The sequence below is a fragment of the Mesorhizobium waimense genome (genome assembly GCF_003601975.1).
GTDB lineage: Bacteria > Pseudomonadota > Alphaproteobacteria > Rhizobiales > Rhizobiaceae > Mesorhizobium > Mesorhizobium waimense.
Genome location: NZ_QZWZ01000019.1, coordinates 115,632 through 129,613 on the forward strand (window position 1 = coordinate 115,632; position 13,982 = coordinate 129,613).

Here is a 13,982-nt window from a genome sequence, read left to right on the forward strand (position 1 = left end):
GGAGCTATTTGGCCTTGGAGCTTTTCCCGGCCGGCTTGGTCGCCTTCGCTGTGCCCGCTTCACTCTTTTGCCTGGGCCCTGCCGATGTCGGCGTGGTCAGCGGAGACGAGAACGCCGAGTTCTCCGTGCCGCCACCCATGCCCTCGCTACGGGGCGTTTCCAGCACGACGACGCAGCCGTCGAGGTCGTTGGTGGCAAGATGCGCGTAGCGCATGGTCATCGACAACGTCTGGTGGCCGAGCCACATCTGGACGCGCCTGATGTCGATGCCGCCCTGGACGAGTCGCGAGGCGCAGGTATGGCGCAGTATATGCGGCACCACCTGTTCGTCGGCGCCGAGGCCGACCTCGGCCTTCGCATCGTTCCAGATGGCGCGGTACTGCGCCTGGCTGAGCTTGGTGAAAGGACCCTTCGGCCGGCGGCCTTCGGTGACCGGAAGCTTGATCACCTCCTTGACACGAGCGGTCATCGGAATGGTGCGACTGCTGCCGGACTTGGTGATCCAGAACGAGACGCGGTGTTCCTGGATGTCGTTCCAGATCAGACCGAGCGCTTCGCCGAGGCGGCAGCCGGTGTCGACGAGGAATACGGAAAGGCGGTAAGCGTCCTCGCTGCGGCTCCTGATGGCCGCGAACAGCCTTGTCTCTTCGTCCTTTTCGAGGAAACGAATCCGTCCCGCCCGCTCCTTCTGGCGGCGGAACTCAGGCAGGCTGTGGATATCTCCCATCTTATGAGCCTTGCGCAACAGTTTGCTAAGGGCAGCCATCTTCCGGTTGATGGTTGCGTTGCTGTTGCCGCGCTGGCGCAAGGTACCGATAAGGTTGTCCAGGGTGCTTTGGTCAAAGGCGCTGAAACGCTCCCCGAGGAGGATCTCGTCTATTTCGCCAATGAAAGAGCTGACATTGTATTTATGCCGCCCGTCATCCCAAAGTATGTCTCGATAGGCTGAAAAAAGCTCTCCGACCCTATACGACTTTACTTCTCTTATCTTGTTAAAGCTGTATTTGATCTTTGCGCTTTGAGAAGAAAACATCGAAAAATGATCAGAGGGTGTTTCCTCTTGAATCGCTTCGGTCGTCATCATTCGCTGCACCCCCGAATAGATAGGTCAGCCCTACCCGCTTGGAAGCGCCCTTTCAAGAGTTTTGAATCACGCAGTTGTGATTTCATCCGCCCATCAACGGACCCCACGAAATCGTCCCACGGACCCTATTCAGCTACCGTTACCCCCATCCTTTCGTTTGCGTTGACCCAGTCACGAAAACAAAACAGCCCGGGCGTTGACGCGCCCGGGCTGGATTTTACCTGTGTAGTACCAGCCCTTAGAACGAGCGCTGGAAGCGGAGCATGCCGCCGATGGCGTCCTCCTGGCGTGCATCGGTCCAATCGGACGCGGTGTCGTCGCCAACGTTGATGTAGTCGACTTCAGCCGTGACCGTCAGGCCGGGAACGACGTCGTAGGCGATGTTCGCCGCGGCGCCAAAGTTCTTGCCTTCGTCATAAGACAGCTGGACATTGAACGAGGTCTTCTCGTTGATGGTGTAGGTACCACCACCCCAGACTGCCCAGTTGCCGGACCACTGCTTGTAGAAGCCGCGGCCACCGGCCGGGATTGCCCAGGTCGGATCCGACAGATTGTCGTCGGTGCCGTAGCCGCCAATGATGAACAGCGACAGGTTCTGCATCGGGGTGACGTCCAAGCGGACCTTGCCGGCCACTTCTTCGTAGTTGCTGTCGTAAGCAACGACGCCGGTGATGGCGCCCCAGCCCTGCGTGTATTTCAGGCCGCCGACGACATGCGGAACGTAGCTGTCGATGGTGCCGACGATGCCTGCGCCTTCTTCGAGCGAGAGCACGGCGGAGAAGCCGTTGCCGGCGTCGAAATAGTACTGGACGACGTTGGTGTCGAAGCCGCCGTAGGGAACCAGCGTATCCTGGATGACGTTGCCGGCGTAGCCGATGAACGTATTGAAGGCCGATTCGTCCTTACCGACGCGCAGGCCACCGAGCTGGATCCAGGCGAAGTTCAGCGAGACGCTCTTCATGCCGGCCGGATTGCTATCGAAGCTGTCCGTCGAGTTGAAGAAGGCGTGCCGATTGTTGTTGCCGAAGTTGAAGCGGGTCTCGGTGTAGGTCTTCAAGGTGCCGAGTTCGGTTTCCTGGCCGGTCCAGGTCTTGAAGGTGGCGCGGGCATTCTTGTACCAGGTGTCCTGCACGTCACCATCTTCGTGGTCGACCGACTCCGCACCCGTGAATGCGCCGACGTCGCCCATACCGATGTCGTAGCGGACATAGCCGCCGATGCGCAGGCAGGTTTCGGTGCCGGGGATGTAGAAGTAGCCCGAGCCGTAGACGTCGCAGATCTTGACGTATTCAGCCGGTTCCGGCTCGGCGACGACGACGGCGTCGGCGGCGCGCGCACCGGAAACTGCGATCAGGGCCGCAGCGGAGCCAAGGAGAAGGCTCTTGATGTTCATTTTCTGACCTCCAGTCAAAAGTTAAAAAACGGGTCTGGGTATTCTTTGCTGAAGGACAGCGTTCCCTGCCCCATCCCCACTAACCGAAAAAGATGCGCACCGCGCCGCTCCTTCGAATTCGACATTACCCATGAGCCGGCGGCGTTCAACCACGATCGTACCGGCAAAAGGGCAGTTCGGGCGCTATCCCCGGGCGTTGTTGCACAAATGACACGATTTGGCCTCACTCCGAAAGCTCTCGTTAACCATCTGGGCTCCCGCGGCCCTTGCAATGCGGCCGAATCCGGCGACGGCGCCGCCGCAATTGCGGTCATGTCACCCGAGTCGACGGCCAGGGAATTGCCGCAGAATCGCCTTATGGCGCATGCGGCCGGCAGCCGATGCCGGATTTTTCCGCGATAATGGCGCCAGCTGTTGATTGTGCCGACGCTTTTCTTTATCCAGCGGCGCAACGGAGAGGTGGCCGAGTGGTCGAAGGCGCTCCCCTGCTAAGGGAGTAGAGGTCAAAAGCTTCTCGTGGGTTCGAATCCCATCCTCTCCGCCACCCTACGCCCTTGCGGGCTTCGGGTGGCAGGCGACCCGAAGCCGCATTTGGGCGTAGGAGTGTCGCCCGAAGCTACGAAGTAGGGTAGGGGGACCATGTGGTACGTCTACTTTCTGCAACTCCATAGCGGCGATATTTATTTCGGATCGACCAACGATCTTCGGCGCCGTTTCGAATCGCATCGATCAGGCCATGTCACTTCGACCTAGGCTCATCTGCCTGTCACTCTGAAGGCTTACATTGCGGTCGAAACCGAGGCCAATGCACGGCAACTCGAGCGATATTTCAAGACCGGCTCGGGCAAGGCGTTCGCGGGCAAACGTTTTTGGCTTCCCTGATGGTTCAAAGGTTATCCATTTGAAATAAAAAGAGAAATAGCGCAACGAGTAGCTTTTCGTCGACCTCCGCGTTCGATTCTGACTGGAGGTCAGAAAATGAACATCAAGAGCCTTCTCCTTGGCTCCGCTGCGGCCCTGATCGCAGTTTCCGGTGCGCGCGCCGCCGACGCCGTCGTCGTCGCCGAGCCGGAACCGGCTGAATACGTCAAGATCTGCGACGTCTACGGCTCGGGCTACTTCTACATCCCCGGCACCGAAACCTGCCTGCGCATCGGCGGCTATGTCCGCTACGACATCGGTATGGGCGACGTCGGCGCATTCACGGGTGCGGAGTCGGTCGACCACGAAGATGGTGACGTGCAGGACACCTGGTACAAGAACACCCGCTTCACGTTGAAGACCTGGACCGGCCAGGAAACCGAACTCGGCACCTTGAAGACCTATACGGAGACCCGCTTCAACTTCGGCAACAACAATCGGCACGCCTTCTTCAACTCGACGGACAGCTTCGATAGCAATCCGGCCGGCATGAAGAGCGTCTCGCTGAACTTCGCCTGGATCCAGCTCGGTGGCCTGCGCGTCGGTAAGGACGAATCGGCCTTCAATACGTTCATCGGCTACGCCGGCAACGTCATCCAGGATACGCTGGTTCCCTACGGCGGCTTCGACACCAATGTCGTCCAGTACTACTTCGACGCCGGCAACGGCCTCTCCGCCGTGGTTTCGCTCGAAGAAGGCTCCGGCGATGCTGGTGCTGCTGTCCTCGATGGGGCTGGCAATTATGTCTTCAATGCCACTTCCGGCAATGACACGATCGACAGCTACGTGCCGCATGTCGTCGGCGGCGTGAAGTACACGCAGGGCTGGGGTGATATCATTGCTGTCGGCGCCTATGACAGCACCTGGGAAGAGTGGGCCGGCAAGGTTCGCCTCGACGTGAACGCCACCAGCGAACTGTCGCTGTTCCTCATGGCCGGCTACGGAACGGACGACAACATCGACCGCAACTTCTACAAGCAGTGGGGCGGCAACTGGGCGGTGTGGGGCGGCGGCACCTACAAGTTCAACGAGAAGACCTCGTTCAACCTCCAGGCCTCTTCTGACGACGACAAGAACTATGGCGTCGCGGCGAACGTCGCCTACGACATCGTTCCCGGCCTGACGGTCACGGCCGAAGTCGACTACGACCACGACGGCAAGTTTGGCGACGTTGACAATCGCAACTGGACCAATGGGGACAAGAAGAACAGCGTCGGCGGCCTCCTCCGCTTCCAGCGCTCGTTCTAATAGTCACAGCCTGGCTGAAAACCGAACCCGGCGGGCGACCGCCGGGTTTTTTCACGTCTCGGTACCCCATCAGATCGCGCGATGCTTCGGCGCGCTCAAATTGGCATCCGGCTGATCTGCACCGCCAGAGCCAACAACGGCTCGGTCCACAATCGCTGCAGATTTTCCAATTCGGATCAGATATCGGCTAGGTCGCCCAGGGCCTCGATCAAAGGCTGGATCTTGCCTTCATAATTTTTCCAGCGCTTTACCGACGACGTATAAATCGGTTGGCGAACCTGCCAGCGGCTGATCGTTCTGACGGAGCCTTCCTTTTCGAAGAAGCGCAGGCAAGCGTCATCCCATGGCAACCCGAGGTGGTCAATCAGACGATGCGATTGCGCCTCCTGATCCGAAATAAGTTCCTCATAGCGATTCTCAAATATTCGTCCAGGCAGGAGGGTCTTCCAGTGCTCCATTAGACGATCATATTCACGATAATACAGGCCCAATCCGTGAAGATCTGACGTATAACCGTGTGTCTCGTTAAGGTTCGAAGTGAAACAAGACAGACAATTGTCTATTGCGTCACGTCTGCAGTGAATTATGCGAGCATTCGGGAACAGGATCGCAATCAGCCCAACAATCTCAAAATTATGAGGCATCTTGTCGACAACACGCAAGTCAGGAAGAGAGTATTGTCTCAAATATTCGAGGTATTCCTGCGCCATTGCCTGCGATTGTTTATTTGTCATCGACTTGACTAGCGACCCGAAACTCCGATCCGCTTTGTTGCCCCGCAGCCCAATGGCAGACCCCATTCGCCCGAGCTTGGTGAGTTCGCCCGCGCCATAAACGTCTGGGTGGCTCGAGCAGATCTGTTCCGTCAGCGTCGTTCCAGAACGCGGCATTCCAACAACGAATACCGGAATGTTGGAGGGGTCGCCAAAGCCCGCCTTGGCTGCCAATAGTTCTGCGTCGAAAATCTCGATCAGGGAATCCACCCGCTTGCGATAGGACGCAATGTCGAAATTTCGCGCGGCGGATGTTTTGGCTTTGAGGTAGTGATCCATAGCGTCGTCGAAACGCTTGAGATCGCTTAGAACCTTGCCGGCCGCCATATGAAGGTCGTGCGAGAGCGGACCGACAACAGCAGCATCGTCAAGTTCATCGATAATTGACCTGAGTTCGGGGGGCTCTGTCGAGAATTTTCTTGTATTAACAAGCGTTTGGTAGGCTGCCGGTACACTTTGACGTTTGGCGATGGCTTCTCTTAGACAGGCTGCAGCGTCGTCCATTCGTCCCAAACTGGTTAACGCTCTTGCCAGACCCACTCGAACACTGGGGTGATCGTCGTTGAGTTTGAGCACCCGTTCATAGGCCGCCAAAGCCATCTCGGCCTTGTCGAACTTGTGGTAGGCTTGCCCCAGCCCATAAAGCGCCTCTACCAGATCCGGCTTCAGTTCATACGCGCGTTGAAGATGCTTGATTGCCGGCGAATAGTCAGCAACCTTCAACCAGGCTTCGCCGAGACTTAGTTGGTAGTAGGGATTGCCTGGCTCTCGGGCTGCGGCCCGCTCGAAATACTTTATGGCCAGCTCAGTGTCGAAATCCAGCCCCAGCGTTCCCAGTATGTACAGCGCAAGCGGATGTTCGGGAGTTCTTGCCAGAACGCGGTGACAGAGTTCCTCGGCCTCCGGCAAACGCTCGGCTTTCTGAAGCTCCAGCGCCTGCCTCAACAGAATGTTATCAGCTTGCGCGCGAGACGGACCGGCCTTCGAGGGCTGGGGCTTTGGCAATCCAGCTTTCGGTGGCGGCGCGGCCTTGGGCGGCGCAGGTTGGGCTTTGAGGTGCTTGGCCCAGGCGGGCGGCAATCGGCTGTTCATTTTGTCTCGCTAGCAAAAGCGGCCAGGAGAATCCAGCCTTTGGCGAACGGCGGCGGCTGTGGCCTGGGGCTGTCGCAAGTCACAGTCTGCCCTAGAGTGCCAGACGCAGTTTGCCGGTGTCCAGCCGAGACTGACGAACGGAAGGCTCTGGAGGGAGGCAGCATCGATTCGCAGTACACACCTCGCCCTCTCCACATCGAACTTGCACCCGCCCACTGGCCACGCTAGCAAGAAAGCCCTTCTCGCGAGCTTTTGCCATGCGTCAGCGCCCTCCCCTTACGCAGCTCATCGCCGCACTTCCCTCGACGGTGCCGTTTGTCGGGCCGGAGGCGCAGGAGCGTGAGCGTGGCCGTGCTTTTCGTGCCCGCATCGGCGCCAATGAGAGCAGCTTTGGCCCCTCGCCGCGGGTCATCGAGCGCATGGCCGGGATTGCCGGCGACATGTGGATGTATTGTGACCCCGACAATTTCGACCTGAAGGTCGCCATTGCCGCCCATCTTGGCGTCGGTGCGGAGAATGTGGTCGTCGGCGAAGGCATAGATGGTCTGCTCAGCCTGGTGGCGCGCATGTATGTGGCTCCGGGCGATGCGGTGGTGACCTCGCTCGGCGCCTATCCGACCTTCAATTTCCACATTGCCGGCGTCGGCGGCCATCTGGTTGCGGTGCCTTACGAGGACGACAAAGAAAGCCTGGACGGGCTGCTCGCGGCGGCCGTCAGGGACAAGGCGCCGCTGGTCTATCTCTCCAATCCCGACAATCCGATGGGCAGTTGGTGGGAGGCAGTCGAGATCATCCGCTTCATCGAGGCGCTGCCCGAAACCACCGTGCTGGTGCTCGACGAGGCCTATGGCGAATTGGGGCCTGCCTCGGCGCTGCCGCCGATCGATGTCTCGCGGCCGAACGTCATCCGCATGCGCACCCTTTCGAAGGCGTATGGGCTGGCGGGCATACGCTGCGGCTACGCGGTGGCGGAGGCCCAGGTGATCCGCGATTTCGAGAAGATCCGCAACCATTATGGCGTCAGCCGCATGGCGCAGATCGCCGGCGTCGAGGCGCTCGCCGACCAGGCCTATCTCGAGAGCGTGGTGGCGCGGGTCGAAGCTGGGCGGCGGCGAATCGCCGGGATCGCTGAAGCAAACGGGCTGAAGCCGCTGCCTTCGGCGACCAATTTCGTCACCATCGACTGCGGCAGCGATGGGGCCTTCGCGTTGAAAGTGCTGCAGGGGCTCTTGGCGCGCGACGTGTTCATCCGCAAGCCGATGGTGCCGGTGCTCGACCGCTGCATAAGAGTCAGCGTCGGGCTCGACCACGAGCTCGACATTTTCGCCGAGGAACTGCCGGGCGCACTTGCGGCAGCGCGGGGGAACTAGTCGGTTCCCCGTCGCGCAGCCGACGCGCACTCATTTCGCATTGCATCGAATCGGTCGTCCGTCGGCACGCCGGCCTTCCTTGATCGATGCTGGGCTCGGAATTTTAGTTCACGCCAAGCGAACCGTGTGAAATCCAACATCCGCTTCGAAACCGTCTCGCCGGTGCAGAAGCGGGCCTTGCCAGGTCGAGATATATATCCTCTTTGAACGACCTGTTCGTGTCGAGGCTCACCTCTCGATCGAGTACCGAAACTCCATCCGCTCCGAACATTCGCGCATCTCTCGTACGGAAGATACATTAGCGAATTCCGGCTCTTAGGGTCCTCGGAATAACTGCGCCGGGAAAATATAGAGTTCTCGAAATGGCGCCATGGCCTGAGCAGATTCATCACTTGTTCACAGCGTCAGAAGAACTTGAGAGCTCAGCCGAAAACTGATCCTGCACCCTGATTTCAGCCTTGTTAAGCGATCCGGGCAATAGCGCACACGATATATGTGCATATGTTCTAATTTGTTTACTTTAGCGCCGAATCATAAACACATATGCTGTCCAAGGACGGATGACGGGAAGCACAGGGGGCTCAATACCGTCAGAACCAACGGGGATACCAAATGCCGCAGCACAGTGCCAACGAGCAGTATTTGCTCGAACTCATCAATGCCGAGCGTGCCAAGACAGGTGCCCAGCCTCTGGCCTTCGACAACGACCTCAGCGAAGCCGCCGAAGGTCATGACCGGTGGATGCTGGCAACCGACATTTTTTCGCATACCGGTTCCGGCGGCTCGTCGCCGACGACGCGCATGAAAGCTGCAGGCTATGTCCTGACCGGATCGTGGGCCACCGGTGAGAATATCGCCTGGGCAACGACCCGCGCCCCGACCGGCTATGTCGACGAGGTCAAACTCCTCCACACCAATCTGATGAATTCCTCGGGACACCGGGCCAACATCCTCAATCCCAACTTCCGCGAAGTCGGCCTTGGCTTCGAGGTCGGCGACTACAAGGGCCGCAGCAGCGCCTTCGTCACCGAGGACTTCGCCAAGACCGCCACCGACCTGTTCCTGACCGGCGTCACCTTCGACGACAAGGATGGCGACCGTTTCTACGATCCGGGCGAAGGGCTCGGCGCCATCACGGTGACGGCCAAGAATTCCGCCGGCCAGACCTTCAAGACCACGACATCGGCTGCCGGCGGCTACGATCTGGTGCTGAAGCCTGGCACCTACACGGTGACATTCTCGGGCGCCAACATCGCCACCTCGACGCAGACCGCGACGATCGGCACCAAGAACGTCAAACGCGACCTGGTCGATCCGACGATGAAGTCGGGCACGCTTGCCGCGACCGCCTCGGCCGACGATGCCAGTTCCGACACGAGCGACACGCAGCCGGTGGCATCGGCGGCTCCCACCGCCGTGGCGGATGCGGGGAGCAACGGCAACACCACCAAAAGCTGGCTCGCCGACTTCTTCAAGACCCATTCGCCGGCGAAGCAAGCCACCCTCAGCGCCAATGAGGCTGCAGGCGGCGCGAGCGGCCAAGATACGTCGCATACGGCTCCGCTTGCCGGCGACCATTTGCAGTTCCGTCAGGCCGTCGCGCACAACAATGCAGACGATGTCTCCGATCTGCTCGATGGCAGCGGCCAGTTCCACCAGGCGATAGACCGCGCGGTGGCGGCGTTGCAGGCGCATGTTTCGGCTGACGGCCACATCGTTGCCGATGCGGGCGACGCGGCGCACGCCGCGGTGGCCAAGATCCTGGCTCAGATAGCCCAATCGGACCATCAGAGCGCAGACCTCGTGGGCTGACAGCGAACTGCAAGATTGCCTGGCGGTCCGTGCTTCAGGCGCGGGCCGCCGCGAATTTGAAGGAGGTTTGACGCCCCAGCCATTCTGACGGCGTCAGCGTTCGGATTCGGAACCGCCAGATGACGATGGCCGGGCATAGTTGAGGGAAAGATACTGCTTCATCCGTTTTCGCCAGACCCGAACCGCAAGGCTCGCTCCGAGCTGCGGGAGGCTCTTGCCTCCTTCCGCCGTGCCTATGTTGCCGTTGCCGGCTTCAGCGGCCTGATCAACGTGCTGATGCTTTCCGGCTCGCTGTTCATGCTGCAGGTCTATGACCGCGTGCTGCCCAGCCGCAGCGTGCCCACGCTGGTGGCGCTGATCATCCTGGTGGCCGTGCTCTACGTCTTTCAGGGCATTCTCGAAGCGGTGCGGGCACGGGTGCTGACGCGCATAGGCGCCGGCATCGAGGAGACTATCTCCAGCCGCGTCTTCGGCTGCGTGGTGCGCCTGCCGCTGCGCACGCGCGACCGTGGCGAAGGGCTGCAGGCGCTGCGCGATCTCGACCAGGTGAGCGGCTTCCTCTCCGGCCCCGGCCCCGCCGCCCTGTTCGACCTGCCATGGATGCCGCTCTATGTGGTGATCTGTTTTCTCTTCCACCCGTGGATCGGTGTCGCAGCGCTCATCGGCGCCCTTCTTCTGGTGTCGCTGACGGTGCTGACCGACCGTCTGGTTCGCGGGCCGACCAAGGCGATGTCGAGGTTCAGCACCAGCCGCAGCGCGATCGCGCAGTCGAGCACCCGCAACGCCGAGGTGCTGGCCGCAATGGGCATGGGCGAGAGGCTGGCTAGCCGCTGGAGCCGGGCCAATGCCGGCTTTCGCGAGGCGCAGGAGCGCGCCAGCGACCTGACAAGCGGGCTGGGCGCGGTGTCACGCGTCCTGCGCATGATGCTGCAGTCGATGGTGCTGGCGCTCGGCGCCTATCTGGTCATCCACCAGCAGGCGACGCCCGGGATCATCATCGCCAGTTCAATCCTCACGTCACGCGCGCTGGCGCCTATCGAGCTTGTCATTGCGCATTGGAAGGGCTTCCTCAACGCCCGCCAGAGCTGGCGGCGCCTGGACGATTTGTTTGCGGCGCTCCCGGCATTGGAGAGCGGGATGGAGCTGCCTGCCCCGGCCGGCGAGCTCTCGGTCGAGAGCATCAGCGTCGTGGCCCCCGGCGACCGGCGCCTGGTAGTGCAGGACGTCGAATTCTCGCTGCGCGCCGGATCGGGCGTTGGCGTGATCGGCCCCAGCGGCTCCGGGAAATCCTCGCTGGCGCGCGCGCTGGTCGGCGTGTGGCCGGTGATGCGCGGCAAGGTCCGGCTCGACGGTGCGGCCCTCGAGCAATGGCCGGCGCGCTCGCTCGGCCGCCATATCGGCTACCTGCCGCAGGACGTCGAACTGTTCGCCGGCACGGTCGGCCAGAACATTGCGCGTTTCGACGACGATGCCGTGCCGGAGACGATCATCGCGGCGGCGCGGGCCGCCGGCGTCCATGAAATGATCTTGCGCCTGCCCGAAGGCTATCGGACGGAAATCGGCGAAAGCGGAGCGGCACTTTCGGCCGGCCAGCGCCAGCGTGTGGCATTGGCGCGCGCGCTGTTCGGCGATCCGTTCCTGGTCGTGCTCGACGAACCGAATTCCAACCTCGACGCCGCCGGCGACCAGGCCCTGACGCAAGCCATCGAAGGCATCAAGGCGCGCGGCGGCATCGCCATCGTGGTGGCGCACCGGCCGAGCGCGCTTGCCGCACTGGACCATCTGCTGGTGCTCGGCGGCGGCAGGCAGCAGGCCTTTGGCCCGAAGAGCGAGATAGCGCGGCAGGCGCTGCAGCCCGCAGCCGTGCCGCTTCATGCGGTGGGAACGGCGGGATGAAGATGGCGCTTGCAATGCCCGGCTTTGCAACGGAGGGCCTGCATACGGCCAGGGACGTGGCGTTGCGCGCAAGGTCGCTGACTCTTGCCTTTCTCGACAAGGGAGCAAAGCCGGTCGAGGCCGCGTCGCCGCAACAACAGCGGTTGCGGCGCGCCATTGACCGCAACGTGAGGCTGGGCGGCATCGCTGCCTTCGTTCTGGTCGGCGGGCTCGGCCTTTGGGCAGTGACGAGCAATCTTTCCGGCGCCGTGGTCGCGGCCGGCCATCTGGTCGTCGATTCCAACGTCAAATCAGTCCAGCATCCGCAAGGCGGCGTGGTCGGCGCGCTGAATGTGAAGAATGGCAGCATGGTCGCGGCCGGCGACGTGCTGGTGCGGCTCGACGACACGGTGGCACGTGCCAATCTGGCCATCGTTGACAACGGTCTGGACGAGCTGTCTGCCCGCCGTGCCAGGCTGATAGCCGAACGCGACGGCGCCATAGTGGTCGCCTATCCCGACCAGTTCGCGGCACGCGCGGCCGACCCCAAGATCGCCGAACTGATCGACGGCGAGAACAAGCTGTTTGCCTTGCGGCGCCAGGCACGCGACGGCCAGGTCTCGCAATTGCGCGAGCGCGTCGTGCAATTCCGGCAGGAGATCGCCGGTATCGAAGCCCAGCAGAAGAGCAAGCAGCAGGAAATCGCGCTCACCAAGGTCGAACTGCAGGGCATGCGGGACCTGTGGAAGAAGAAGCTGGTGCCGATTTCGCGGCTGGCCGAACGCGAGCGCGCCCAGGCGCGGCTCGACGGCGAGGATGGCCAGCTGACCGCCGCGGCCGCGCAGACGCGCGGACGCATCAGCGAGACGGAACTGGCGATCATCCAGATCGACCAGGACATGCGCAGCGAGGTGGCAAGCGAGCTGCGCGAGATCGACGCCAAGGCGAGCGAGCTGCGCGAGCGCCAGATCGCGGCCCAGCAATCGCTGAAGCAGATCGACATCCGCGCACCGCAATCCGGCCGGGTGCACCAGTTGGCAATCCATACGGTCGGCGGCGTCATCTCGCCCGGCGAAGCGATCATGCAGATCGTGCCGACGGCGGACGCGCTAGTGGTCGAGGCGCGTGTCGCCCCTCAGGACATCGACCAACTGCGCATCGGACAGCCGGCGACGCTTCGCCTTTCGGCATTCAGCCAGCAGACGACGCCGGAGGTCGAAGGCGAGGTGGACCGCATCTCGCCCGATCTCATCGAAGACCAGAAGGCCGGCATCTCCTACTATGCCGTGCGCATCGTGCTGTCGGCCAGGAGCCTCCAAGAGGCAGGCCCGCTGGAGCTGAAGCCAGGCATGCCGACCGAGGTTTTTCTCAGGACCACCGACCGCACGGTGCTTTCCTATCTGCTCAAGCCGTTGACCGACCAGGCCAGCCGCGCGTTTCGCGGCGACTAGGCTGAATCGACATTCATCGCATCCAGATCATTGCAGCGGCGAGGTGAATGAAGGCGAGGAAGTGGCTGGCGCGTCGATCGTAGCGAGTTGCGAAGCGTCGGAAGTGCTTGAGCTTGTTGAAGCATCGCTCGATGCGGTTGCGGCATCGGTAGATGAGCGGATCATGGGGGATCGGTTCTGATCTGGAGCGGGTGGAGGGGATGACCGCCTTGGCGCCGATGTCCGCGATGAAGCTGCGCAAGGCATTGGAATCATATGCTCGGTCGGCAAGAACGGCCTCAGCGGTGTAGCCTTGCAGCAGTATAGGCGCTGCCAGGATGTCGTGGCTCTGGCCGGCAGCGAGCAGGAACCTCAGCGGCCGGCCGAAGCTATCGGCGAGCATGTGGATCTTGGTGGTCAGTCCACCTCGGGAACGCCCCAGAGCCTGATTCTGGTCCCCCCTTTTCCGGTCGCTGCCTGCTGGTGGGCGCGGACCAGGGTGCTGTCGAGCATCAGATATTGGTTGTCCCGGTCCTTGGTGAGGTCGTCGAAGACCCGCTCCCACACCTTCGCCTTGGACCAGCGCGAGAAGCGCTTGTGCAGCGTCTTCCACTTGCCGTAGCGCTCCGGCAGGTCATGCCAATGTGCGCCCGACCGAAGCACCCACAGCACGCCATTGACGAAAAGCCGGTTGTCCGAGCCAGTCCGTCCCGGATCACCTGCCTTGCCCGGCAGCAGCGCCGCGATCCGACGCCACTGCGCGTCGCTCAGTTCATACCGTTTCGCTGCCATCCATCGGTCTCCGCCAAATCGCGGATACCTATGAATCACGCATCCCTGCCAATGGGAATCTGGAGAAGGCTTCTGTGAGGTCCGCATGCTCGACGGAGCCACATGGCGGGACGTCGGACCTCATTGCAAGCCGGATTGAACGGAGGCGCGGGTAGGTTTGGCGCTATGGGGATTGTAGCCTGGAGGAGCGGT

General features: G+C 61.5%; 10 protein-coding genes and 1 tRNA gene. 7 read left to right on the forward strand and 4 right to left on the reverse strand.

Annotated elements, in window-relative coordinates; translation table 11 throughout:
• Nucleotides 1-4: 4 nt before the first annotated feature.
• Nucleotides 5-1,084: a tyrosine-type recombinase/integrase gene (locus D3227_RS23240; protein ID WP_120016617.1), complete on the reverse strand. Its 1,080-nt coding sequence runs from the start codon at nucleotides 1,082-1,084 to the stop codon at nucleotides 5-7.
• 238 nt (nucleotides 1,085-1,322) lie between these two features.
• A complete protein-coding gene (locus D3227_RS23245; RefSeq protein WP_120016618.1) occupies nucleotides 1,323-2,477 on the reverse strand; it encodes a porin in 1,155 nt (384 codons plus the stop codon).
• A 453-nt stretch (nucleotides 2,478-2,930) separates the two neighbouring features.
• On the opposite strand from D3227_RS23245, the gene D3227_RS23250 reads away from it, so the two are divergent.
• The 3 genes from D3227_RS23250 to D3227_RS23260 all read left to right on the forward strand — a co-directional run bounded on the left by D3227_RS23250 (nucleotide 2,931) and on the right by D3227_RS23260 (nucleotide 4,646).
• Nucleotides 2,931-3,021: transfer RNA gene (locus tag D3227_RS23250), tRNA-Ser, on the forward strand.
• A gap of 95 nt (nucleotides 3,022-3,116) precedes the next feature.
• Nucleotides 3,117-3,230, forward strand: a complete 114-nt coding sequence (locus D3227_RS42845; RefSeq protein ID WP_245451839.1) for a GIY-YIG nuclease family protein — start codon at nucleotides 3,117-3,119, stop codon at nucleotides 3,228-3,230.
• A 225-nt stretch (nucleotides 3,231-3,455) separates the two neighbouring features.
• Nucleotides 3,456-4,646, forward strand: a complete 1,191-nt coding sequence (locus tag D3227_RS23260; RefSeq protein ID WP_120016619.1) for a porin — start codon at nucleotides 3,456-3,458, stop codon at nucleotides 4,644-4,646.
• Between the two features lie 176 nt (nucleotides 4,647-4,822).
• On the opposite strand, the gene D3227_RS23265 is transcribed toward D3227_RS23260, so the two are convergent.
• Nucleotides 4,823-6,511, reverse strand: a complete 1,689-nt coding sequence (locus tag D3227_RS23265; protein WP_120016620.1) for a tetratricopeptide repeat-containing sulfotransferase family protein — start codon at nucleotides 6,509-6,511, stop codon at nucleotides 4,823-4,825.
• 257 nt (nucleotides 6,512-6,768) lie between these two features.
• Here D3227_RS23265 and D3227_RS23270 point away from each other — a divergent pair, with 257 nt between their 5' ends.
• The 4 genes from D3227_RS23270 (at nucleotide 6,769) to D3227_RS23285 (ending at nucleotide 13,019) form a co-directional block, all read left to right on the forward strand.
• On the forward strand, nucleotides 6,769-7,881 hold the full coding sequence (locus tag D3227_RS23270; RefSeq protein ID WP_120016621.1) for a pyridoxal phosphate-dependent aminotransferase: 1,113 nt from the start codon (nucleotides 6,769-6,771) through the stop codon (nucleotides 7,879-7,881).
• A gap of 612 nt (nucleotides 7,882-8,493) precedes the next feature.
• On the forward strand, nucleotides 8,494-9,693 hold the full coding sequence (locus D3227_RS23275; protein WP_120016622.1) for a CAP domain-containing protein: 1,200 nt from the start codon (nucleotides 8,494-8,496) through the stop codon (nucleotides 9,691-9,693).
• A gap of 153 nt (nucleotides 9,694-9,846) precedes the next feature.
• On the forward strand, nucleotides 9,847-11,589 hold the full coding sequence (locus D3227_RS23280) for a type I secretion system permease/ATPase (RefSeq protein ID WP_120016623.1): 1,743 nt from the start codon (nucleotides 9,847-9,849) through the stop codon (nucleotides 11,587-11,589).
• Nucleotides 11,586-13,019: an HlyD family type I secretion periplasmic adaptor subunit gene (locus tag D3227_RS23285; protein WP_120016624.1), complete on the forward strand. Its 1,434-nt coding sequence runs from the start codon at nucleotides 11,586-11,588 to the stop codon at nucleotides 13,017-13,019. The genes D3227_RS23280 and D3227_RS23285 overlap by 4 nt, the downstream gene beginning before the upstream one ends.
• A gap of 13 nt (nucleotides 13,020-13,032) precedes the next feature.
• On the opposite strand, the gene D3227_RS23290 is transcribed toward D3227_RS23285, so the two are convergent.
• A protein-coding gene (locus tag D3227_RS23290) for an IS5 family transposase (RefSeq protein ID WP_120016625.1) occupies nucleotides 13,033-13,790 on the reverse strand; the annotation gives its coding sequence in 2 pieces (ribosomal slippage) (nucleotides 13,033-13,448 and nucleotides 13,448-13,790; 759 coding nt in all).
• Nucleotides 13,791-13,982: the final 192 nt, after the last annotated feature.